We start from the raw sequence: 22,499 nt of genomic DNA, 5'->3' as shown, positions 1-22,499 counted from the left end.
ACGTGGCCGCACCGTCCAGTGCCGATGTGCTGCGGCCGGGGATCGGTGTCTCGCCTCCCTCGCTGGCGTCCATCAAGCTCATCAAGGTCGGCAACGGAAAAAGTTGGCTAACGAGCAGGACCGACAGGCAAGACGTCAACGCAACCGCCGCAAATCGTGCGTTCATGATCCCAGCCTCCTGAGGGCTACATGGGCCAGACTCGCAAGCCGAGCCTGCGATGCGGGTCGATTGTTTGGATCACGGAAGGGGGGCGCAATAGCACAGGCTAGCCCCAGCCGGCGTTTTCGGGGAACCGTTGCCGAAATGCAACGCCTGATCGCAGCTCTGCACGACTCGGCTCGGCGGTCATTCTCCTTGTCCGGAACGATATGAAGGCACCAGCCCGCAAACGCCCCTGGTGACGGCCTGCGACCGCAATGACAAAACCGCAAGATCGGTCGGGCGCGTCATGTCTGCATCCGCTTAGCTGGTGCTGCCACGGAGGATGGAAGATGAAGGCGGCGCTTCAAAACTACCATGCTCGGATGCAGCGGGTGCTCGATCACATCGACCGGCATCTGGATGACGATCTGGACCTGGACGCGCTGAGCAGTGTCGCTGCCTACTCGAAGTATCACTTCCACCGGCAGTTCACGGCAACCTTCGGACTGTCCGTGCATCGCTACATCCAGCTCGCCCGCCTGAAGCGCGCTTCATATCGGCTGGCCTATAGGGATGCCGAAAGCGTCACGGACATCGCGATGGATGCCGGCTACGACGCGCCGGACGCCTTCGCCCGCGCCTTCCGGCAAAGGTTCGGGCAATCGCCTTCATCGTTCCGGAAGTCTCCCGACTGGGAGCCGTGGCTTGCCGCCTTCGGGCCTCTCGACAATGCAAGGAGCAAGCTCATGCAGAAGACGTTTACCGCTGACGATGTGACGATTCGCGATGTGCCTACGACGCCGGTGGCGATCATGGAACATCGGGGCGACCCGGCGATGCTCGGCGCCACCATCCAGCGGTTCATCGCGTGGCGTATAGCCGCTGGCCTGCATCCAAAGAGCCACCCGACCTTCAATGTCTGGCGTTCCGAGCGGCGTCCGGCGTCGCCTGCCGATTATAGCGTGGATCTTTGCGTGGGGACGGATCAAACAATCGAAGCGAACGGCGAGCCCATCAAGGCGGGCGAGATTCCTGGCGGACGCTGCGCGGTGTTGCGCGTCGTTGGTAACACCGACAATCTGGAGCCCGCCGCGCTCTACCTCTATCGCGATTGGCTTCCGGCTAGCGGCGAGGAAGCACGCGACTTCCCGATCTACTGTCAGCGGCTGAGCTTCTTCCCGGAGGTGCCTGAGCATGAGACGGTCGCGGAGTTGTTCTTGCCGCTGAAATAGGACTCTCTGACGGCGGTCCGTTCCTTCCGATTACAGGAAGCGGACCGGCCGCTGTTCATCCGAACCGGCCTCGGCGGGTTCGCGGCCAGGCTGGCGCTATCGTGGAGTCTCGTTGATCGAAAGCTCCTCTCCAATTGCGCCTAGCGGCACGCGCTGACCGTGAGCCACGCGATCCCGAACGCGCCGTCGCGTTCCCTGATGCAGACGGAATCCCCGATTTGCAGCCGCGCGTAGAGATCCTGCGACACCGTAGCGTCACTCGGCTTGGTGAAAGGTCCCCAAGGCGCCAGCGTGAGATGATAGGTCGCCATCCGGCCATGGCCGAGATGCTTGCCCTGCACCTGGCTGCGCAACACCGATTGCGGCGAGCGGTCGAGCCGCTGATTGAATTGCCCGAGCATGCCGAAGGCGTAGGCCGCCACGAAGGCCGCGGCGGCGATGAGGCGCCACCAGCGCCGTGCCAGGTTGGGCTCGAAGCGAGCGGCGGCGAGCAGGAAGATCACCGCGACCGCGAATGCAAAGGCGATCAGCGGCAGCCAGCTCACCAGATTGAGATCGAGCCAGGTGCGGGCGAACAGGGCGCCGGCCGCTACGGCACAGGCCCCGGCCAGGTTGGCCTGTGCGGAGCCGGTGCCGAGCCCGATCCGGAACCGGTCGCGCCATGCGACCACGAGCAGCGCTGCGATCAGGGGCAGCGCGACCAGGAGCGCAAGCAGAATGCCATCGGGCTGCGGTCCGAACAGCGAGGCCAGCGCGATCAGGATCGCTGCGACCGTCGATCCGGCAGCAAGCCGCTGCGACCGTGCAAGCTCGCGCTCGCGAGCCTCGCGTGCTTTCTCGGGCCGATCAGCCTCATTCGTCACGATCTCAGATCCAGTCCTGCGCAAAGCCATCGGACACGCCATCCATAGATCAGGAGGGTTGACCGAATACGAATGGCCTCGCTCGCCGATTTGACAGGACGGATGCGTATCGTCAGTCTGACGGCAAACAAGGGCAAAACAGCCTGAAACCTGAAGGAAACCCCAAAGGAAACCCCATGTCCGCAGAGCACTTCGACGTGCTGATCGTCGGCGCCGGCCTGTCCGGCATCGGTGCTGCTTATCACCTCACGCACAAATGCCCGGCCAAGAGCTTCGTGATCCTGGAAGGGCGCGGCGCAATCGGCGGCACCTGGGACCTGTTTCGCTATCCCGGTATCCGGTCCGACAGCGACATGTTCACGCTGGGCTATTCGTTCAAGCCCTGGAAAGAGTCAAAGGCGATCGCCGACGGCCCGCAGATATTGAACTATATCCGCGAAACCGCGACCGAGACCGGCGCCGACCGGAAGATCCGTTTCAATCATCGCGTCACGCGCGCGACCTGGTTGTCGGAGGAGGCGCGCTGGACCGTCGAGGCGGAGCGCAGTGCAGGGGAGGGCGCTCCGGAGATTGTGCGTTTCACCTGCAATTTCCTGTTCATGTGTGCCGGATATTACAAATATGAGGCCGGCTATCTGCCGGAGTTCAAAGGCACTGTGGACTTCAAAGGCCGCCTCGTGCATCCGCAGCAATGGCCGGAGGATCTCGATTACGCCGGAAAGCGCGTGATCGTGATCGGCTCAGGCGCGACCGCGGTGACGCTGGTCCCGGCGATGGCGAAAACGGCCGCCCACGTCACCATGCTGCAGCGCTCGCCGACTTATGTGGTGTCGCGCCCGGCACAGGACCCGCTCGCCAACAGATTGCGCCGCAATCTCCCGGCGAGCCTCGCCTACCACCTGATCCGCTGGCGCAACGTGCTGTTCTCGATGTATTTCTTCCAGCTCAGCCGGCGCAAGCCGCACCAGGTGAAGGAGCTGATCCTGGGCGGCGTGCGCGCCGCGCTCGGGCCCGACTACGACATCGCCACCCATTTCACGCCGCGCTACAATCCCTGGGATCAGCGGCTCTGCCTGGTGCCGGACGGCGATCTGTTCAGGGCGATCCGGGACAAGCGGGCCTCTGTCGTCACGGCCGAGATCGATGGCTTCACCGAGAAGGGCGTCCGGCTGCAGGACGGAAGCGAGCTCGAGGCCGACATCATCGTCACCGCGACCGGTTTGGTGCTGCAGGTGCTGGGCGGCATCGAGGTCGTGGTCGACGGGCGCAAGGTCGATTTCGCTGATACGCTGAACTACAAGGGCATGATGTATTCCGATGTGCCCAATTTCGCTGCCGCGCTCGGCTATACCAACGCATCCTGGACGCTGAAATGCGATCTGACCTGCGACTATGTCTGTCGCCTTCTCAACTACATGGACCGTCACGGCTACAAGCAGTGCCGGCCGCACAATAACGATCCCACCGTCGAGCCGATGCCGTCGCTGAATTTCACTTCCGGCTATGTGCAGCGCTCGATCGCGAAGCTGCCGAAGCAGGGCTCGAAACGGCCGTGGCGGCTCTATCAGAATTACGCGCTCGACATCGTCTCGCTACGCTTCGGCAAGGTCGATGACGGCGTGATGCGGTATTCATGACACCCGCTTCCGATGGCGTAATTTCAGGGGCCGTTGGCCTCCACTGTCGTTCCAAGGAAGGGCAGGGAGGAGTCAGCTCTGTTCTCCCGATCCCTCCCGCAGCGGCGCGCGGCTGAGCTCGTTGCCGGCGGCAATCGCCTTCTGCAGCAGGCGGACCAGTTCCTTGGCTTCCGCCCCGGTCAGTCCGCGCACCATGATCTGCTGCGCGGTTTCGACCGCCGGCGTGATGGCGCGAAAGGTCCGCGCACCCTGGTCGGTTATCTTGAGCTCGCGTGCACGACGGTCGCGGCTGGACGCCTGCCGCAGTACCAGTCCCTTTTGCACCAGGCGGTCGATGACCCCGGTAATCGTGGTGCGGTCATAGGCGATCAGGCCGGCCAGGGTGATCTGGTCGATGCCCGGATTGGCATGGATCGCGGCCAGCGCCGCATATTGCACCGGGGTGAGGTCGAAGCCGGCGTGCTCGACCTCGTTCAGGAACACCGCCACCGCGATCTGCTGGAAGCGGCGGGCCAGGTGGCCGGGCATGTCGTTTGTGTCTGTCACCTGATCTCTCCAGGAGCTGGTTGACTTGTATACTGATGATCAGCATACTGATCAATATCAGAAGGCGGGGAGGAACGTCTCATGCAGTTTCATCTCAATGGATTCCAGCCGGGCGACCCGGAAATTGCCGATCCCGCGGCGCGTATTCCAGCGCCCGGCGCAGCCGGCGCGGTCCCCGACGAGGTCGACGTGCTGATCATCGGCTGCGGGCCGGCAGGATTGAATCTGGCCGCCCAGCTCGCGGCGTTTCCGGACATCAAGACCTGCATCGTTGAGCAGAAGGCCGGTCCTTTGCAGCTCGGCCAGGCCGACGGCATCGCCTGCCGCACCATGGAGATGTTCCAGGCCCATGGTTTTGCCGAGCGGGTGCTCAAGGAAGCCTGCTGGATCAACGAGACCACGTTCTGGAAGCCGGACGAGGCGCGCAGCGAGCACATCGCCCGCAGCGGCCGGGTCCAGGACGTCGAGGACGGGCTGTCGGAGATGCCGCATGTGGTCTTGAACCAGGCTCGCGTGCACGACTTCTTCCTCGAGGTGATGCGCCGCTCGGCGGCCAAGCTCGAACCCTACTACTCCAGGCGGCTCGCCGATCTTTCCACCGACCGGGCCGCCGGCCTGGACGACCATGCCGTCACCGTTCGGCTCGAGCGGATCGATCCCGCCCATGAGGGCGAGAGCGAGACGGTGATGGCGCGCTATGTGGTCGGCTGCGACGGGGCGCGCAGCACGGTGCGCAAATCGATCGGGCGTGAGCTGCATGGCGATTCCGCCAATCACGCCTGGGGCGTGATGGATGTGCTTGTCGTCACCGACTTCCCGGATATCAGATTCAAGTCGCTGATCCAGTCGGCCAAGGACGGCAGCCTGCTGGTGATTCCACGGGAGGGCGGTTATCTGGTCCGCCTCTATGTTGAATTGGCCAAGCTCGACGTCGGCGAACGCGTTGCCAACCGCAACATCACCGTCGAGGATCTGATCGCAAAGGCGCAGCGGATTCTCAAGCCTTATACGCTGGAGGTGAAGGAGGTGGCCTGGTGGTCGGTCTATGAGATCGGCCAGCGCCTGTGCGACAAGTTCGACGACGTGCCGGATGCGGAGGTTGGGACCAGGCTTCCGCGGGTCTTCATCGCCGGCGATGCCTGCCACACGCATAGTCCAAAGGCGGGGCAGGGGATGAACGTCTCGATGCAGGACACCTTCAATCTCGGCTGGAAGCTGGCTGCCGTGCTGCGCAAGCGTGCCAAGCCGGAACTCTTGCACAGCTATTCCGCCGAACGTCAGGCGATCGCAAAGGAGCTGATCGATTTTGACCGCGAATGGGCGGGAATTCTCGCCTCGGCCGCCAAGGGCGGCGGGTTCGACCCGGCGCAGACCCAGAGCTATTTCGTACGTCATGGGCGCTATACGGCCGGCACCGCGACGCATTATCGACCTTCACTGCTCACGGGTGAGGCGACCTATCAGCGCCTCGCCGAAGGATTTGTGATCGGCAAGCGTTTCCATTCCGCGCCGGTGATCCGGCTCGGTGACGCCAAGCCGGTGCAGCTTGGCCATGTCGTCGAAGCCGACGGGCGCTTCCGCATCTTCGCCTTTGCCGGCGCGGAGGATCCGACCGCGCCCAATTCGGCGATCCGTGCGCTGTGCGCGTTCCTGAGCGAGAGCCCGGAGTCGCCGATCAAGAGATACACGCCGGCTGGTACCGACATTGATGCCGTAATCGATCTTCGCGCTGTGTTCCAGCAAGGCCATCGCGAGCTCGCGATCGAGGCGATGCCGGCGCTGCTGCTGCCGCGCAAGGGCCGCTACGGCTTACGCGACTACGAGAAGATGTTCTGCCCCGACCTCAAGAGCGGCCAGGATATTTTCGCGATGCGCGGTATCGCGCGGCAGGCGGGATGCATGGTGGTGGTCCGGCCGGACCAGTATGTCGCCCACGTGCTGCCGCTCGACGCTCACCATGAGCTCGCCGCCTATTTCGACCGCTTCATGCAATGAGGTGACTAGCCGATCACGATGCTAAACAAGATACGAAGCCGATGGCTACATTCCGCGACATCACGCTAGCGAGATCCCAACGTTTCGCTCCTAAAACTGTCGTCATCGGATGGACTGGTGAGCGGGTGAGAGATCGAGATGTTGGCGAACCGTCGCAGGAGCGAACGCCGTCTATGCAGAAGGCTTGCGAAGATCCATTGGGGGACGGGCAATCTGCCGCGCGATTGCACCATCACCGACATTTCGAACGGCGGCGTCAAGGTCATCGCCGAATTCGTCGAGGTGCCGCCGCAGTTTACGATCATCTTCGGGCCGGATCATTCGCGCAAATGCCGGCTGGCGTGGCGGATCGGCTGCGAGTTCGGGGCCGAGTTCATCGATTAGACCCGGGATGGGCTGGCCATCCCGGAACATCTTAACGAGCCCTTAGGGTTAATATGTGAGCGTGCCTGACCTGTCGTCCTCGATTGATCAGTCGCATGCGCTCACGGCCGCTCCGCTCCGAACATCTGGTCAGACCGGCCGTCTTTGCGACGGCGTTCGCGGTCGTGCTGCTGGGTCTTGCCTCCTGCCAGACGGTCGATCTCGGCGAGGTGACGGGATCGCTCGGAGGCAATGCAGAAAAGAGTAGCAGCTCCGATCCGCGGGCCGACGTCGAGCTCTATCGCGAGCGTTACCGCAGCAATCCGCGCGATCCTGAGATCGCGCTGAAATATGGCAGTGCCTTGCGTGCCACCGGCCAGCGCTCGCAGGCGGTCGCGGTGCTGGAGCAGGCGACCCTTGCCAATCCCGCCAACAAGGCGCTGCTCGCGGGTTATGGCCGCGCGCTCGCCGACAACGGCGACTTCCAACAGGCCTTCGACGTGTTGAGCCGGGCGCATTCGCCTGATGATCCGGACTGGCGCATCCTGTCGGCGCAGGGCGCCGTGCTGGATCAGCTCGGGCGGCAGGAGGAAGCGCGGCAATACTATGAGACCGCGTTGAAGATCGCGCCCGGCGATCCGTCCGTGCTATCCAATCTTGGCCTTTCCTATGCGCTCTCCAACGATTTGCCGAGGGCGGAGGAGACTCTGCGCAAGGCCTACGCTCGCCCGGACGCCGATCAGCGGGTCAGGACCAACCTCGCCGTGGTGGTCGGCCTGCAGGGGCGGGTCAGCGAAGCTGAAGACATCATGCGGGCCGGCGTACCGGCCGAGCAGGCGAACGCCAATGTGACTTATCTGAAGCGACTGCTCGCCCGCAAGCAGACGGCGCAGAAGGCGGTCGCGAAGGGGCCTGTGGCGAGCCAGCCCGACAAGGAGCTGGCCAAGATGCTCAGTCGTACCGACTGAGCTATTTGGCGCCGAGCAATTTTGCGATCGGCGCGAGCAGCGAGCCACGTGCCGGCCTCGGATCGACACGGCCGGTCAGACGGTTGGCGATGCCGAGAAACAGTTTCGGCGTGCGGCTGAGCGCCGCGATTTCCGCGATCATCTGGCCGTTGTTGGCGGCGGTCCCGAACAGCTTGCAGTCGAACGGAATGGTCGCCACCGGTTCGGCTTCGACCGTCTTGGCAAAGCGCTTGAGGTCGATCTCCGGGCGCTTCGGCATGCCGACCTGGTTCAAGCAATAAAGCGGCGGCCGGTCATTCGGGCGCGAGGCCTGGAGCACGCTCAAGAGATTCTTGGCGTTGCGCAGATTGGCCAGATCAGGCTCGGCGACCACCAGGATGTCATCGGCGTTGATGAGCGCGTGACGCGTCCAGGCCGACCATTGATGCGGGACGTCGAGCACGATGCATTGCTGGGTCATGCGCAGCGTGTCGAAGATCGCATCGAACGCCTCGGCGCCGAAATCATAGACACGCTCGAGCGTCGCTGGTGCCGCAAGCAGGCTCAGACGTTCGGTGCATTTGGCGAGCAGCCGTTCCATCAGCGCGGTGTCCGGCCGATCGGGCTGGAACACCGCGTTGGCGATGCCTTGCAACGGGTCCTGGTTGTAATCCAGCCCCGCGGTGCCGAACGCCATGTCGAGATCGATCACGACCGAATCGAGCGCGAGATTGTGCGCCATCGTCCATGCCAAATTGTGCGCGACCGTCGAGGCGCCGACGCCGCCCTTGGCGCCGACCACGGCGACGATGCGGCCGGTGATCACGGCTTCGGAGGCCGAGAACAGGCTGCAGATCGAGCGAATGATGTCGAGCGTCTCGACCGGCCCGACCACATAATCGTTGACGCCGCGACGGACCAGCTCCCGATAGGCGACTGTATCGTCGGGGCCGCCGATCACCACGACACGGGTGCCGGGGTCGCAAACGCCGGCGAGCTCGTCGAGGCCGCCGAGAATGTCACCGCCTGTTCGAGTCTCCAACACGATCACGTTCGGTGTCGGTTGCGAGTGATAGGTCTCGATGGCCCGGGCGATGCCGCCCATCTTGATCGTGATATGGGCCTTGCCGAGCCGGCGATCCTGGCTTGCGGCCTGAACTGCGGCCGAGGTCTGCTCGGTCTCGCAGAAGGCCTGCACGGAGACGCGCGGGACCGGTGCGATGTGATCGTCGGCGGCCGGATGGGCCGAGCCGGGCCGCTCATCCTGGCTTTGATGGGAAGCGTTGATCATTTGCCTACGTCGCTCAGCTTTGCCTTTTCGGCATCCGGATAGGTGATCCCGGTCGGCTCGCCCTTGCGATATTTCTCGAACGCAGCCGAGCGCCGCGGCGTATAGGCGGCGCTCTCGGAACGCGGCTGTTCGAGATCAGCCGGGTTGTCGATCATCGCGGCGAGATTGCGCTGCGTGGCGCAGCCGAAATTCTGATAATGCAGGTTGTCGCTGTAGCCGGGATTGTTGAAGTTCGGCCCGAGATCGTCGGGCCACAATCCGCACGGGCCGGCAACCGCCCGGATCTTCGGATAGCTCAACCTGATCGCCGCGAGCAGGCGTGGGTCGTCAGGTTGATAGTGGTGCAGCTTGATGGCGTGGGCGGGAACGCCGCCGGCCGCGAGCATCGCGTGGATTTCACGATAGGTGTCAGCGGCGGCGCGCGCGTTGGGCGTATCGACCGGAACATCGGCGACGATGGCGCCGGTGCCCTCGCGGCGCCAGGAGCGCGCGAGGCCCGCAATGTCGTTGCGCTGCGGTGCGGTCAGCCCGCCGCGGCCGCTCCCGACGAACACGACCATCGCATGCTGGCCTTCTTCGATCGCGATCGGATGCCGCATCTTGTAGTCATCCGGGATCGTCGCGACGACCTCATTGCCCGTATAGGTGCAGGCGCCGAGCGCGAGAGCAATTGCGCCAAGGCTGCCGGCCAGGCGCAAGGTCCTATGGCCTGTGCTTGCTGCTGGTTTCGACATGGTGGATCCCCCGTCCCCTCAAGCCGTCAATCTCAATCGATGATGAAGCCGAAGCCGGCGGTGCGGCCGGAGACCGGCTCGATCCGCGCGGCGACGCCGTAGAGGCGGTTGAGCCGGCCGAGCAGCGCCGACTCCGAGTCGGTCGCCGGCGCAAAACCGTCGTCGGGACGCGACAGTTCGTTCTGGGCGACGGCGCGCACCACATAGGGCGTCACCAGCACCATCAGCTCCGTCTCGTCGTTGACATAGTCCTGGCTGCGGAACAGCTGACCCAGCACCGGCAGCTGATCGACGCCCGGCAGGCCATTGATGGCCTGCTTGGTCTGGTTTTGGATCAGGCCGGCCATCGCCATCGAGCCGCCTGACGGAATCTCGAGCGTCGTTTCAGCGCGCCGGGTGCGAAGGGCGGGGATCGTCACTGACGACGTCTGGCTCGGGGTCAGCGCATAGGAGACGGTGATCGCATTGTCGTTCGACAGTTCGGAGACTTCCGTCATCACGCGCAGGCTGATCCGGCCCTCGCTGAGCACGACCGGCGTGAAATTCAGCGAGATGCCGAACTTCTTGTAGGTGACCTGCGTCGTGCAGACGCGGGTGTTGGGGTCGCAGGCATAGCCGCCCGGAACCGGGAATTCGCCGCCGGCGATGAAGGTCGCGGACTCGCCGGAGATTGCGGTCAGGTTCGGCTCGGCCAATGTCCTGACCACGCCGGCCGTCTCCATGGCGCGCATGGTCGCGCTGACCGAGGACAGGCCTCCGCCGGCGACGTTCAAGCCATTCCCATTGACCAGCGACTTGCCGTAGGCGGTGAACGGATTGCTGTTATTGAAATTCACGACCGCGGTGCCGTAGGTCATGCTGGCGCTGAGATCGATGCCGAGCTGCTTGACGATCTCGCGGCGGACTTCGGCGACGTTGACCTTCAGCATGACCTGGTCGCGGCCGCGCACGACGATCGAGTTGACGACCTTGTCGGCGCCGCCGACCAGCCTTGCGGCGATGTCGCCGGCCTGCTGCGCCTCCACCGGGCTCGCCACCGAGCCGGTCAGGATCACGCCGTCACCGACGCCGTCGATCTTGACGCCCGGCACGCTCTGACTGAGCGCCTGGCGTACACCGTTGAGGTCGCGCTTGATCGCGATATCGTAGCCGGCGACCTGCTGGCCGTCGGCGTCGAAGAACACGACGTTGGTCTGGCCGACCGCGGCGCCGATGATGTAGGCGCGCCGTGCCGAGCGTACGACCGCATTCGCGATCTTCGGATCGGCGACCAGCACATCCTTCACGTCCTGCGGAAAATCGATCACGATCGACTTGCCGATCCCGAGTGACAGGAAGCGCACCTTCGACGATCCCGCCGAAACGACCGGCGCATCCGCATGCTCGTCCGCAGCGATGGCCGGCGTGAGCGCCGGGTTGAGGGTCAAGCCGACGATGGCGGAGGCGGCGAGAGCGCGGGCGATTGCGGCCCGCAGCTTCGAGGGAATTTGCCCGCAGTTCATCTGTTGCTTCCTTTCGGTCACTTCTGTGCCGTTTGCGAGCTTGGGATGCCGTAACGCACGATCTCGATGCTTGCGCCGCGGCGCGGTGCCTTGGTGTCTGGGCCGACGTCGGTCGCGTTGACGTCGGCGATGCTGCGCAGCGCCAGCGCCAGCGTGCCGGACTGGCGCGCGCGGGCGAGCGTTTCTGCCTGGTCAGGCTTCAATTCGAGCGTGACGGTCTTGCCGACGACCGTGTTCTGGCCGTCTTTTTCCTTCGGCGCCTGGTCGATCGCGAGCACGCGGACGTTGGAGAGGATGATTTCTGAGCTGACCGACTCGGCCCCGGGACGGTCTGGGGTCCGGTCGCGCCTGGACAGGATGACGTCGACGCGGTCGTTCGGCAGGATGAAGCCGCCCGCGCCGGTCTCGGGCGATATCTCGGTCGAGATCGCGCGCATGCCGGCGGGCAGGATCGCGGCCATGAAGCCGGAGCCATCGGCCCTCACCAGTTTCTGCTCACGGATGGGCTCGCCCGTGAGGAACGGGGTGCGCGCAAGCGCGCCGACCAATTGGTTGGCCGCATCGGGACGGTCGCTGCGCCGGATGAAGATGTTGCTCGCGGCTTCCGGCCAGGTCTGCCAGACCAGGTCGCCGGGCTTGATCGCCTGGCCTAATCCGATATCGGCCTTTGCGACCAGTACTTCTACGGTCGGCAGTTGCACGACGGGTGCGGCCGGCGGCTCCTGCTGCTTATCGGCACTACTGACGAGGTAAGCCGCTATGCCGCCCGCGCCGAGGGCGATGGTCAGCACCACGATGCGTGCGGTCATCATACGCGTTACTACTCTTAACTCATTGCGCCGGGGATGCGACCAAGCCGGCTGACGGCCCCCTTCTCGTAGGACTAAGGGCCAATAGTATAAGCGAACTTGCAATCCTGGACCGACCGAGGTCGCCGCTCATGGCGATTGCAGCGATGGTGAACGTGGCGTTATTTCTGAGAGCACGTACAGCCATGTGAGCGTGTTATTAGTTGTTCTAATTTGTAACTGCGCGTCTAGGTAGGTGATGCGCCGGCGCGAGCGCTTCATAGGTTGTGGCGTTCTCATCTCAGTGCAGATACTCAACGAGAGAATGAGTCCGGCGCTATCGACGCAAGCAGCGCTTATCGATGTGCGGTGCCGGCCTGTGCAGCGTTCAGGGATGTGACGCCATTTCCTGGCGAGACGGATTGCAGATCGCCAAAGTTCGCGAATCCGTAGTTGAACGGAGCCTGATTTTCAGGAAATGGAAAGGGATCGAACGTATGATCCCATGGGGCAAATCTGAATCTTCATTTTCAGCGTACGTTAGTATTTTGCGCGCAGCATCTGCGCGTCAATGCAGTCCCATCCCGAATGTCTTCGGCGCGGGCCGTGGTCGCCATCGCGCAGCAAGCCATCCCGCAAGCAGCAAGCGACAGCGCGTTGACGGAAGGAAACCATTCCAGTTCTTCGCGAGGCGAGGGGGCGCAATGTCGGTTGCCCGATTCCTTAAACAGCGTGCAGTCAGGCTTCAGGCTGCAGGCTCCTACACATTGGGAAACTGGTATGATCCGCAAGGGAAGCCGCGGAGCTTCGCCTGTCGTACCACGCGCGTGTCGCCGTTTCGCATGCTGCTCGATGCTCCCGTGGTCGGCAAGATCGGCGATCGCTTGAGTTCGTATTTCCGCGATTTCGGAAAATTCGACGGCGAGATCAGCGACACCATTCATGGCGGCTTCCTGCTCGAACTGGAGATGACGCGCGCTCAGCGCGCCAAGTTCGCCGAGAAGCTGGTCTGGCTGGAGAAGAAGCAGAAGGACCCGACGATCCAAGACGCGCGCAGGCACGCGCGCTTTGTGCCGAACTCGCCGCACTCCGCATTGACGCTGGCCGATGGCAGCAGTGTGCCGTGTTTCGTGATCGATGCCTCGCTATCGGGTGCCGCAGTGTCCTCCGAATTGCAGCCTCCGATCGGAACCCCGCTTGCGGTGGGCAGCTGCGTGGGGCGTGTCACTCGCGTGTTTCCGGACGGATTTGCCGTCAGGTTCGCGGAGCGCATGGGCAACATGGGTGATCTCGAGCGGCGGGTGATCACGCCACCGTGGCGTCCGAGACGGTCGAAGCTGTATGTCGCGGATCACGAGCCGACGGGACGTGCCGAAGAGTTCCGCACGCTCTGACGCCGAGGTGGGGAGCCTCATGCACATGGTTAACGCCGCATTAAGCGAATCGTGAAACCTTGGCCTGCCGGGTGCCCACGGCAGGAGAACTGCGATGGACGCTCAGAAGACCGCGGTGGATGCCGTCGTCGCGTTGACCGGTTGCGAACGCGAGGCGGTCGCCGCTTTCATTCGCCGGCTGTATCTGGCCGGTGTCAGGGACCCCAAGCGACTCACTTTCAGGGGCCTGCAGGAACTGGCGCGCGGCTAAGCGACGTGCGGGGCAGCGTCAATCGAGGGGCGAGCTGTTGCCCTGAGAGCACGCGCTGCGAGTTTTGCGTGGCTTCCGTGATCACAAGACGCTCCCCAGGGGGTGCAGGACTCCGCGCTTCCGGCTATGTTGCGCCTCGCGGCCAGCATCAGATCACCCCCGTCTGGAGCGGATTGGGTCCTGCTCCTCGCTCTGAGCCGGCCGGTTGATGGAACCGGACATGCTGAAACAACTTTTCGCGCCACAGCTCATAGCCCTCTACATCCTCATCGGCTCGACGATCTATGTACATTTCCGGGGCAAGCAGCGGCTGCGCTTCGCCCGCCAGCTCGGCGACCATTCGACCTACCTCGCGCCCTACAACGTGCTGATGTATGCCGGTTCCGCCGTGCCGAACGAGCCCGTCATCTCGGTCCAGCAGTTTCCGGAGCTGCAGAAGCTGACCGACAATTGGGAGACGATTCGCGAGGAGGCGGTGCGCCTGTTCGACGAGGGCTTCATCCGCGCGGCGGCCAAGAACAATGATTGGGGCTTCTACTCGTTCTTCAAGAGTGGCTGGAAACGCTTTTATCTCAAATGGTACGACGACTTTCTTCCGTCGGCGCGCACGCTCTGTCCGAAGACGGTTGAACTGTTGAATTCGATCCCGAGCGTACACGGCGCGATGTTCGCGATGCTGCCGCCGGGCGGCAAGCTTGGCGCCCACCGCGATCCATTCGCCGGCTCGCTGCGCTATCACCTCGGACTGGTGACGCCCAATTCGGACAAGTGCCGGATCCTGGTCGACGGCGTGCCTTGCGTCTGGCGCGACGGCGAAGCCTTCATGTTCGACGAGACCTTCATCCACAGCGCCGAGAACGCGACCGACCAGAACCGGATCATCCTGTTCTGCGACGTCGAGCGTCCGATGAAATATGGTTTCATGACCGCGATCAACCGCTGGGTCAGCCATCACATCGTCAAGGCCTCGGCGACGCAGAATGTCGATGGCGAGCATGTCGGTGTGCTGAACAAGGTGTTCGGCAAGCTCTACGAATTCCACCTCGCCACCCGCAAGGCGAAGGAATGGAATCGGACGGTCTACTACGCCGTGAAGTACACGCTGACGGTGGCGATCGTCGGGCTGATCGTGGCGTCGGCGTTTCGCTGACCTCGCAGCGAACCGATCAAAGCAAAAGGGCCGCGCGGTATCCGCGCGGCCCTTTTGTTTGAGTCCGTCTGCCGCTCAGGCTGGCTCGCCGATCGACACCTTGAGCGTGCCGACGCCGTCGACGCCGCACTCGATCTTGTCGCCCGGCACCACGGCCGCAACGCCGGCCGGCGTGCCCGTCATGATGATGTCGCCGGCGCCGAGTTCGACCTGCTGCGACAGCTTCCAGATGATCTCCGGCACGCTCCAGATCAATTCGGTGAGGTCGCCCTTCTGCCGCTCGGTGCCGTTGACCGAGAGCCAGATCTTGCCCTTGGCGGGATGGCCGATCTTCGCGGCAGGCAGCACGGCCGAGCAGGGCGCGGAGTGGTCGAAAGACTTGCCGACCTCCCAGGGACGCTCCTTCTTGCGCGCGGCGAGCTGCAGGTCGCGCCGGGTCAGGTCGATGCCGACGGCGTAACCATAGACGTGATCGAGCGCCTTCTCGGCCGGAATGTTGAGGCCACCGCTCTTCAAGGCGACCACGAGTTCGACCTCGTGATGCAGGTCCTTGGTCAGAGGCGGGTAGGGAATCACGGCGCCGTCGGGCGCCAGCATGTCCGCATGCTTGGCGAAGAAGAAGGGCGGGTCGCGCTCGTCATTGCCCATCTCGCGGATGTGCTCGAGATAGTTGCGGCCGACGCACCAGATGCGGCGCACAGGAAACGCGCCGGTCTCGCCGGCGACAGAGAGGGACGGCTGCGGCAGAGCCGGGATGACATACGTGGCGCTCATGGGAGTATCTCGGTGCGGTGGAACGGACGATCAGGAGGTCGCGCTCAACGGGATCACGTTCGGTCCCATGTCGCGCTGCTGCAGGCGGAAGAACGAAGCATAGCGGCCACCCCGGCGCAACAGGTCGTCATGCCGGCCCCGCTCGACGATTTCGCCGGCCTCGACCACCAGGATGGCATCGGCATGCATGATCGTGTGCAGCCGATGGGCGATGACGATCGTGGTGCGGTTCCGGCAGAGATGCTCGATCGCTTCCTGCACCTGACGTTCGGATTCCGAATCGAGCGCCGCCGTGGCCTCGTCGAGCAGGATGATCGGCGCGTTGCGGATCAGCGCCCGCGCCACCGCGATGCGCTGGCGCTGGCCGCCGGAGAGCTGGGTGCCGAGTTCGCCGACCGGCGTGTTGTAGCCGAGCGGGAAGCCCATGATGAAGTCATGGGCGCAGGCCGCCTTCGCCGCCTCGATGATCTCGGCTTCGGTCGCGCCAGGCTTGCCGAAGGCGATATTGGCGCGAATGGTGTCGCGGAACAGATAGACGTCCTGACCGACATAGGCAGCCTGCTCGCGCAGCGAGCGACGCGATACCTGCGAGATCGACTGCCCGTCGATTAGGATCTCGCCTTCGGCCACGTCGTAGAAGCGCAACAACAGCGCCAGCACGGTGGATTTGCCGCCGCCGGATGGGCCGACCAGGGCCGTGACCTTGCCCGGCTCGGCAACGAAACTCATGCGGTTGAGCACGGGCTCCTTATTGCGATAGGCGAAGCTGACGTCGCGCAGCTCGATCCGGGCTTCCGTCAGTTTCAGCACCGGCTTGTCGTCGTCGGGCTGCTCGGTCGCGGGACTGTCGACCACCTCGAGCAGCATGCGGGCGCCGACCAACTGGCTGTTGAGATCGATGTTGAGCCTGGCAAGCCGCTTGGCCGGCTCGGTCGCCATCAGGAATGCCGTCATGAAGGAGAAGAACTGGCCCGGTGTGGCGTTCAGCGCCACGACCGCATAACCTCCATACATCAGGCAACCGGCCACTGCGAAGCCGCCGAGCATCTCCATCAGCGGATTGGAGCGGTTGGACACCCGCGCCATCTTGTTCGCGTTACGCTCGACGACGGCGATGTTCTCGTCGATGCGCGCGCGCATCGTCTCTTCCAGGGTGAATGCCTTGACGGTGCGGATGCCCTGCAGCGATTCCTGCATGGTCTCGAGAATGTCGGCGGTGCCCGTGAACTGGTGATAGGCCAGCCCCTTGATGCGCTTGACCAGCTTGCGCAGCACCAGCATGGCCGGCGGCACCGCGACCAATCCCAAAAACGACATCAGCGGGTCTTGCGCCACCATCACGGCGATCATGCTGATCAGGAGCAAAAGATCGCGGCCGATCGCGTTGATCAGCATGTTGAGCACGTCGGTGATCGATTTCGCGCCAGCCGTCAGCCGGGCCAGGAATTCGGACGAATGCCGCTCCGAAAAGAATCCGATGCTCTCGTTCATCAGCTTGCCGAACAGCCGCCGCTGATTGTTGGCGAGGATGGCGTTGGAGATCTTGGACAGGATGACCGCGTAGCCGTAGGTCGTCACGCCCTTGACGAACAGCAGAAGTACGGTAACGCCGGAGAGCACGGCGATACCGGGAATGCTCTTGTCGACATAGGCCTTGTTGATCACCTGTCCCAGGATGTAGGCGGCGCCCGCGCTCGCGCCGGCCGAGATCGCCATCAGCGAGAAGGCAGCCAGATAACGCCGCCAATAGGCGACGCCTTGTTCCATGATCAGCCGGCGGATCAGGATCGCGGCGCCATAGGGATCGTCGGTGATCTTCTTCGGAAATTCGGCCATTCTGGTCCCTCGCTGCCCCGGGCAAATCGCCGGGGCAGCAACGGGCTGCATGCCCGCTTGGGACGGCTTTTTCAAGCCCAATAAGGGCTTGCGCGGGCGGTCAATTTACGCGGAGACCAGATGCTGGACCTCGCCGTTGCGCTCGCGGAGCAGTTTCTCCTCCCAGGCGAGGGCATGGGCCGCAATCGTGTCCAGATTGTCGTAACGCGGGGCCCAGTCCAAGTGCTGCCGCATCTGGCTGGGATCGGCAACCATGGTCATGACGTCACCGGGGCGGCGCGATGCGTATTGAAGCGGGATGTTGCGGCCCGAGACCCTCCTGACGGCCTCGATGGTTTCCAGCACGGAATAGCCGCGGCCATAGCCGCAGTTCATCGTCACTGAGCCGCCACCGCCGCGCAAATAAGCCAGCGCCGCACGATGCGCATCCGCAAGATCGGCCACATGGATGAAGTCGCGGATGCAGGTGCCGTCGGGAGTCGGGTAGTCCGTCCCATAGACGTCGATCTTCGCCCGCTGACCGGTGGCCACCTCCACCGCAGCCTTCAACAGATGCGTCGCGCCCACCGTGGCGAGGCCGATCCGGCCCATCGGATCGGCGCCGGCCACATTGAAGTAGCGCAGCACGACGTAACTCAACTCATACGCGGCGGCCGCGTCGTGCAGCATGATCTCCGCCATCAATTTAGACGATCCATAAGGCGACGTCGGGCGCGTCCGTGCCGTCTCCGGAACCGGCACCTGGTCCGGATCGCCGTAAACCGCGGCCGTTGACGAAAAGACAAAACGGCCGACGCCGCGCCGCACGGCGGCGTTGAGCAAGCTGCGTGTCGTCATCGTGTTGTTGCGATAATAGAGCAGCGGGTCGCGCACCGATTCCGGCACCACGACCGACCCCGCGCAGTGGATGATGCTGCTGATGCCATGCTGGCCGATCACGCCATCGACGAGATTCTCGTCGCTGCAATCGCCGATGAACAGCGGCACCCCGTCCGGGACGAAGTTGGAAAAGCCGGTGGAGAGATTATCAATCACCACGACGCTTTCGCCGGCTTCCACCAGCGCGAGCACCGTGTGGCTGCCGATATAGCCGGCGCCGCCAGTCACGAGCACGGTCATTGTTTGACCCGATCCCTGTTGTTTTGCCGCAAACTAACGCTTGCGCGGTGAAGGAGGGGTTTCGAGAGCCGCGAACTGGCTTCTATGCTTAATCTTGCGTATAGGGCCTTGCCGAATTGGAGCTCAACGTGCCCGCAAAACCCGTTTCGTCGGCTGATGTCGACGTCATCGTGCCAAATCTGCACAGGCGTTATTCCGGAGTCACGGCGACCAATCGCATGGTTGCACCGAAACTGGCGATGCGCTGCAGTGCGGCGTGGTTTGGTTCCCATGCGCCCGAGGGCATCGCGCGCATGGGCTTGGCGGATCTGCTGCGGCTGTGGGGCCGCCGGCGGCCGCTGATCTGGCATGCGAGGCGCAACAACGAGATGATCGTGGGCGTGCTGTTGCGCGCGTTGGGGTGGCCGCTCAAGCTCGTTTTCACCTCGGCCGCGCAGCGCCACCACACCTGGATCACGCGCTGGCTGATCCGGCAGATGGACGCGATCATCGCGACCAGCGACATCTCCGCCTCTTACCTCAAGCGCGAGGCGACCGTGATCACGCATGGCGTCGACACCGACGTCTATGCGCCGCCGACTGATCGTGCGGCGGCTTTTGCCGAGAGTGGGTTGCCGGGCGCTTACGCGATCGGATGTTTTGGCAGGGTCCGCGCGCAGAAGGGCAGCGACGTCTTCGTGGAGGCGATGTGCCGGCTGCTGCCGCATTATCCCGACTTCTCAGCCGTCCTCGTGGGCGCGGTGACGCCGGAGCAGATGCCGTTTGCAAACGAGTTGAAGAAGAAGATCGTCGCAGCGGGCCTTAACGAACGCATCGTCATCACCGGCGAGCTCGAGATCGCCGAGGTGCAACGCTGGTATCAGCGCCTCACGATCTATGCCTTCACCTCGCGCAACGAGGGCTTTGGCCTCACGCTGATCGAGGCGATGGCGGTCGGTGCGGCGCTGGTGGCATCACGTGCCGGTGCGGCGGAGATCGTGGTCGAAGATGGCGTCACGGGCGTGCTGGTCCCGCCGGGCGACGTCGACGCGCTCGTGGCCGCGCTCGAGCCGCTGATGCGCGATCCCGCCGCAGCGCAGGCGATGGGCGAGCGCGCCCGCGCGCGCGTGGTCGCGCGGTTCAGCCTTGAGGCTGAAGCCGACAAGATCGCAGCCGTCTACCGTACGCTGGTTTGAGCGATGACGTCGGCGACGAAAGCGTCGAGATCGCCGCCTGCGAATAGGAAGCCAGGTAATCCGGCCGCCTGTGCGGCTTGCATGTCGGAGGCGCGATCACCGATCACAAAGCTGCCCTCGTGCCGCACCGGCCAATGCGCCATCAGGTCCAGGATCATGCCCGGCGACGGCTTCCGCCAGGGATGCGGCTGCAGATAGCGCTCGACCGTGCCCTCGGTGTGATGCGGGCAGTAGCGGATGTCGTCGATCACAGCGCCTTGCGCGGCGAGCTCGGCGCACATCCAGTCGTGCAGGGTCACGACGTCGTCTTCGGTGAACAGGCCGCGGGCGACGCCGGACTGGTTGGTGAAGAGAAAGACGTGATAGCCCGACGCGTTGAGCCGCCGGATCGCCTTGGCGACGTTCGGCATCCAGCGGATGCGTTCGCGCGTGCCGATATAATCGTCGTCGTAGTTGATGACGCCATCGCGATCGAGAAACGCGGCGGGTTTGTGCGTCGCGCTGATCTCACCCATGCTCTTGGCTCTCTCGTCCGTACATGCTCGACCTTTTCAGCGCGCGGCGCGCGCGCCAACTTCCGACAGCACGCGCGTGGCGATTTCCGCGACCTCGGCGGCCGGAATATCGCGCATGCAGCGATGATCGTTCATGCGGCAGACCGGGCGATGGCAGGGCTGGCAGGGCACGTGGGTCTTGGTTTGCACGACCGCCGCAAGCTCATTGAGCGGCGCCCAGAGCTGCGGGCTGGTCGGACCGAAAATCCCCATGGTCGGCGTGCCCAGGGCCGCGGCGACATGCATCAGCCCCGAATCGTTGGAAATCGCGACGCGTGCGGCCGCCAGCGCCAGCACGCCGTTGCGAAGGTCCGTCCCGGTCAGGTCGCGCACCCGCGGGCCCCCGGTCGCCACGATCTCGTTGGCCAGCCCCTTTTCGCCGGGGCCGCCGACCACCCAGACGTCGAGCCCTTGCTCCGCCAGCAGGCGGGCCGCCTCGCCATAATAGGGCCAGCGCTTGCCCGAACCGACGGAGCCGGGCGCCAGCGCGACGGCGGGGCCGTTGCCGACGCCATTGGCCTGCCGCCAGCGCTCGACCTCCTCGGGCGGAACGCGCAGTTGCGGCACCGGCCATTCCGGTGGTCGCGGCGCGCCCTTAGGCAGGGCCAGGGCGGCGTTCTTGTCGATCAGGCGGGGCAGGGCTCTTTCACCCCAGCGCCAGCGATTGAGCAGCCCGAAGCGGAATTCGCCGACAAAGCCCACCCGTTCCGGGATACCGGCCAGCGCGGGTGCGATCGCCGACTTCCAGGTACGCGGCATGATCAGGACGGTTTGGTAGCGTCGCTCCCGCAGGATGGCGGCGAGTCGCCATTGCTGCGCCAATGCCAGCCGGCTGCGCGGCAGGTTCCAGACAACCCCAGCGCGCACGCCGGGCATGTAATCGATGAGCGGTGCGCAAAGCGAGGTGGTCAGGAAATCCACCGGCCGATTCGGCCAGCGCTCCTTCAACACCCGCACGACGGTATGGCCACGGACGAAATCGCCGATCCACATGTAGGGAATGATGAGGATCGGGCCGGTCTCGCCCGGTTCCGCTGCAATGTTCATCTCTTTAGAATTGAGATTCATTCTTTGTTCGCTTGCACTCCGGCTGCGCTGGTAGCCGCTCGGCTGCGCAAGGTAAAGCCGTCGCGCAAACCGCTTACACTTTGCCCACGCATGCGCTACGGCAAGGGGCCTTACAAGGGACATTGACTGCGGGACGGGTGAAGAATGTTGCTGGTGACCGGCGGGGCGGGGTTTATCGGGTCAAATCTGGTCGCCGCGCTCAACGATGCCGGACGGACCGACGTCGTTGTGTGCGACCGGCTCGGCCAAGAGGGCAAGTGGCGCAATCTGGCCAAGCGGCAGCTCGCCGATTTCATTCCGCCGGCCGACCTGCCGGAATGGCTGAAGGGGCGGCGGCTCGACGCCGTCCTGCACATGGGCGCGATCTCCGAGACCACCGCGATCGATGGCGATCTGGTGATCGAGACCAATTTCCGCTTCTCGCTGCGGCTGCTCGACTGGTGCACCGCCAACGCAACGCCGTTCATCTACGCCTCCTCGGCCGCCACTTATGGTGATGGCGCGCAGGGCTTTAAAGACGAACCGTCGCTTGACGCGCTCAAGCCCCTGCGCCCGATGAATCTCTACGGCTGGAGCAAGCACCTGTTCGACATGGTGATCGCCGCCCGTACCGAGCGGCACGAAAAACTGCCGCCGCAGCATGTCGGGTTGAAATTCTTCAACGTGTTCGGGCCCAATGAATACCACAAGGGCTCGATGATGAGCGTGCTGGCCCGTCGTTTCGACGACATCAAGGCTGGCCGGCCCGTGCAGCTGTTCAAGTCGCATCGCGAGGGCATCGCCGATGGCGACCAGCGGCGCGACTTCATCTATGTCGACGACGTCGTCCGGGTGATCGTGTGGCTGCTCGCCACGCCCTCGGTGTCCGGCCTGTTCAATGTGGGGACCGGCCAAGCGCGCAGCTTCAAGGACCTCATGCTCTCGGCCTATGCGGCGCTCGGCACCACGGCCAATATCGAATACATCGACATGCCCGAGGCGATTCGCGATAGCTACCAGTATTTCACCCAGAGCGAGGTCGATCGGCTGCTTGCGGCCGGCTATAACGGCGGCTTCACGCCGCTCGAAGATGCCGTTGGCCATTACGTCAAAGGCTACCTCGACGCGACCGATCGCTTCCGCTGATTCCGGTACAGAAG

General features: G+C 64.0%; 21 protein-coding genes. 10 read left to right on the top strand and 11 right to left on the bottom strand.

What is annotated here, in order from left to right; translation table 11 throughout:
- Positions 1–492: 492 nt before the first annotated feature.
- Positions 493–1,374, top strand: a complete 882-nt coding sequence (locus QX071_RS20275) for an AraC family transcriptional regulator (protein WP_315704451.1) — start codon at positions 493–495, stop codon at positions 1,372–1,374.
- A 140-nt stretch (positions 1,375–1,514) separates the two neighbouring features.
- On the opposite strand, the gene QX071_RS20270 is transcribed toward QX071_RS20275, so the two are convergent.
- Entirely contained in the window at positions 1,515–2,237 is a 723-nt protein-coding gene (locus tag QX071_RS20270; RefSeq protein WP_315704450.1) for a hypothetical protein, read from the bottom strand.
- A gap of 176 nt (positions 2,238–2,413) precedes the next feature.
- On the opposite strand from QX071_RS20270, the gene QX071_RS20265 reads away from it, so the two are divergent.
- Entirely contained in the window at positions 2,414–3,874 is a 1,461-nt protein-coding gene (locus tag QX071_RS20265; RefSeq protein ID WP_315704449.1) for an NAD(P)/FAD-dependent oxidoreductase, read from the top strand.
- 72 nt (positions 3,875–3,946) lie between these two features.
- On the opposite strand, the gene QX071_RS20260 is transcribed toward QX071_RS20265, so the two are convergent.
- On the bottom strand, positions 3,947–4,402 hold the full coding sequence (locus QX071_RS20260) for a MarR family winged helix-turn-helix transcriptional regulator (RefSeq protein WP_409977584.1): 456 nt from the start codon (positions 4,400–4,402) through the stop codon (positions 3,947–3,949).
- A gap of 99 nt (positions 4,403–4,501) precedes the next feature.
- On the opposite strand from QX071_RS20260, the gene QX071_RS20255 reads away from it, so the two are divergent.
- The 3 genes from QX071_RS20255 to QX071_RS20245 all read left to right on the top strand — a co-directional run bounded on the left by QX071_RS20255 (position 4,502) and on the right by QX071_RS20245 (position 7,746).
- On the top strand, positions 4,502–6,415 hold the full coding sequence (locus QX071_RS20255; protein ID WP_315704447.1) for an FAD-binding monooxygenase: 1,914 nt from the start codon (positions 4,502–4,504) through the stop codon (positions 6,413–6,415).
- A 138-nt stretch (positions 6,416–6,553) separates the two neighbouring features.
- Positions 6,554–6,799, top strand: a complete 246-nt coding sequence (locus QX071_RS20250) for a PilZ domain-containing protein (RefSeq protein ID WP_315704446.1) — start codon at positions 6,554–6,556, stop codon at positions 6,797–6,799.
- Positions 6,800–6,894: 95 nt separating this feature from the next.
- Positions 6,895–7,746 (top strand): tetratricopeptide repeat protein, encoded by an 852-nt coding sequence (locus QX071_RS20245; protein ID WP_315704445.1) that lies wholly within the window; start codon positions 6,895–6,897, stop codon positions 7,744–7,746.
- A 1-nt stretch (position 7,747) separates the two neighbouring features.
- Here the strand turns inward: QX071_RS20245 and QX071_RS20240 are convergent, their stop codons facing one another.
- From QX071_RS20240 to cpaB, 4 genes are read right to left on the bottom strand one after another with little or no spacing between them, the layout of a single operon-like run.
- Entirely contained in the window at positions 7,748–9,016 is a 1,269-nt protein-coding gene (locus tag QX071_RS20240) for a CpaE family protein (protein ID WP_315704444.1), read from the bottom strand.
- The gene (locus tag QX071_RS20235; RefSeq protein ID WP_315704443.1) at positions 9,013–9,750 is read right to left on the bottom strand and encodes a CpaD family pilus assembly protein; all 738 of its coding nucleotides are present in this window, start codon (positions 9,748–9,750) and stop codon (positions 9,013–9,015) included. Before QX071_RS20235 ends, QX071_RS20240 begins: the two co-directional genes overlap by 4 nt.
- Positions 9,751–9,782: 32 nt before the next feature.
- Entirely contained in the window at positions 9,783–11,252 is a 1,470-nt protein-coding gene (locus QX071_RS20230) for a type II and III secretion system protein family protein (RefSeq protein WP_315704442.1), read from the bottom strand.
- 17 nt (positions 11,253–11,269) lie between these two features.
- A complete protein-coding gene (cpaB, locus tag QX071_RS20225; RefSeq protein WP_315704441.1) occupies positions 11,270–12,064 on the bottom strand; it encodes a Flp pilus assembly protein CpaB in 795 nt (264 codons plus the stop codon).
- Positions 12,065–12,744: 680 nt separating this feature from the next.
- On the opposite strand from cpaB, the gene QX071_RS20220 reads away from it, so the two are divergent.
- The 3 genes from QX071_RS20220 (at position 12,745) to QX071_RS20210 (ending at position 14,834) form a co-directional block, all read left to right on the top strand.
- The gene (locus QX071_RS20220) at positions 12,745–13,434 is read left to right on the top strand and encodes a PilZ domain-containing protein (protein WP_315704946.1); all 690 of its coding nucleotides are present in this window, start codon (positions 12,745–12,747) and stop codon (positions 13,432–13,434) included.
- A 94-nt stretch (positions 13,435–13,528) separates the two neighbouring features.
- Positions 13,529–13,684 carry a hypothetical protein gene (locus QX071_RS20215; RefSeq protein ID WP_315704440.1) on the top strand — a complete coding sequence of 52 codons (156 nt, stop codon included), beginning with the start codon at positions 13,529–13,531 and terminating at the stop codon, positions 13,682–13,684.
- 220 nt (positions 13,685–13,904) lie between these two features.
- Positions 13,905–14,834: an aspartyl/asparaginyl beta-hydroxylase domain-containing protein gene (locus tag QX071_RS20210; protein ID WP_315704439.1), complete on the top strand. Its 930-nt coding sequence runs from the start codon at positions 13,905–13,907 to the stop codon at positions 14,832–14,834.
- Positions 14,835–14,909: 75 nt separating this feature from the next.
- Here the strand turns inward: QX071_RS20210 and QX071_RS20205 are convergent, their stop codons facing one another.
- The 3 genes from QX071_RS20205 to galE all read right to left on the bottom strand — a co-directional run bounded on the left by QX071_RS20205 (position 14,910) and on the right by galE (position 18,563).
- Positions 14,910–15,608, bottom strand: a complete 699-nt coding sequence (locus QX071_RS20205; RefSeq protein WP_315704438.1) for a fumarylacetoacetate hydrolase family protein — start codon at positions 15,606–15,608, stop codon at positions 14,910–14,912.
- Positions 15,609–15,638: 30 nt separating this feature from the next.
- On the bottom strand, positions 15,639–17,444 hold the full coding sequence (locus QX071_RS20200; protein ID WP_315704437.1) for an ABC transporter ATP-binding protein: 1,806 nt from the start codon (positions 17,442–17,444) through the stop codon (positions 15,639–15,641).
- A gap of 105 nt (positions 17,445–17,549) precedes the next feature.
- On the bottom strand, positions 17,550–18,563 hold the full coding sequence (gene galE, locus QX071_RS20195; protein ID WP_315704436.1) for a UDP-glucose 4-epimerase GalE: 1,014 nt from the start codon (positions 18,561–18,563) through the stop codon (positions 17,550–17,552).
- A 128-nt stretch (positions 18,564–18,691) separates the two neighbouring features.
- On the opposite strand from galE, the gene QX071_RS20190 reads away from it, so the two are divergent.
- Positions 18,692–19,738, top strand: a complete 1,047-nt coding sequence (locus QX071_RS20190) for a glycosyltransferase family 4 protein (protein ID WP_315704435.1) — start codon at positions 18,692–18,694, stop codon at positions 19,736–19,738.
- Here QX071_RS20190 and QX071_RS20185 read toward each other — a convergent pair.
- Positions 19,720–20,253: an HAD family hydrolase gene (locus QX071_RS20185; protein ID WP_315704434.1), complete on the bottom strand. Its 534-nt coding sequence runs from the start codon at positions 20,251–20,253 to the stop codon at positions 19,720–19,722. The genes QX071_RS20190 and QX071_RS20185 overlap by 19 nt on opposite strands.
- 36 nt (positions 20,254–20,289) lie before the next feature.
- A complete protein-coding gene (gene waaF / locus QX071_RS20180; protein WP_315704433.1) occupies positions 20,290–21,360 on the bottom strand; it encodes a lipopolysaccharide heptosyltransferase II in 1,071 nt (356 codons plus the stop codon).
- A gap of 144 nt (positions 21,361–21,504) precedes the next feature.
- Here waaF and rfaD point away from each other — a divergent pair, with 144 nt between their 5' ends.
- Positions 21,505–22,485 (top strand): ADP-glyceromanno-heptose 6-epimerase, encoded by a 981-nt coding sequence (gene rfaD, locus QX071_RS20175; RefSeq protein ID WP_315704432.1) that lies wholly within the window; start codon positions 21,505–21,507, stop codon positions 22,483–22,485.
- The last annotated feature ends 14 nt before the right edge of the window (positions 22,486–22,499 follow it).

Origin of the sequence: Bradyrhizobium sp. SZCCHNS1022, assembly GCF_032484835.1 — a bacterium.
Taxonomy (GTDB): domain Bacteria; phylum Pseudomonadota; class Alphaproteobacteria; order Rhizobiales; family Xanthobacteraceae; genus Bradyrhizobium.
The sequence above is the reverse complement of the archived record's forward strand: the minus strand, read 5'-3'. Positions and strand labels throughout refer to the sequence as shown.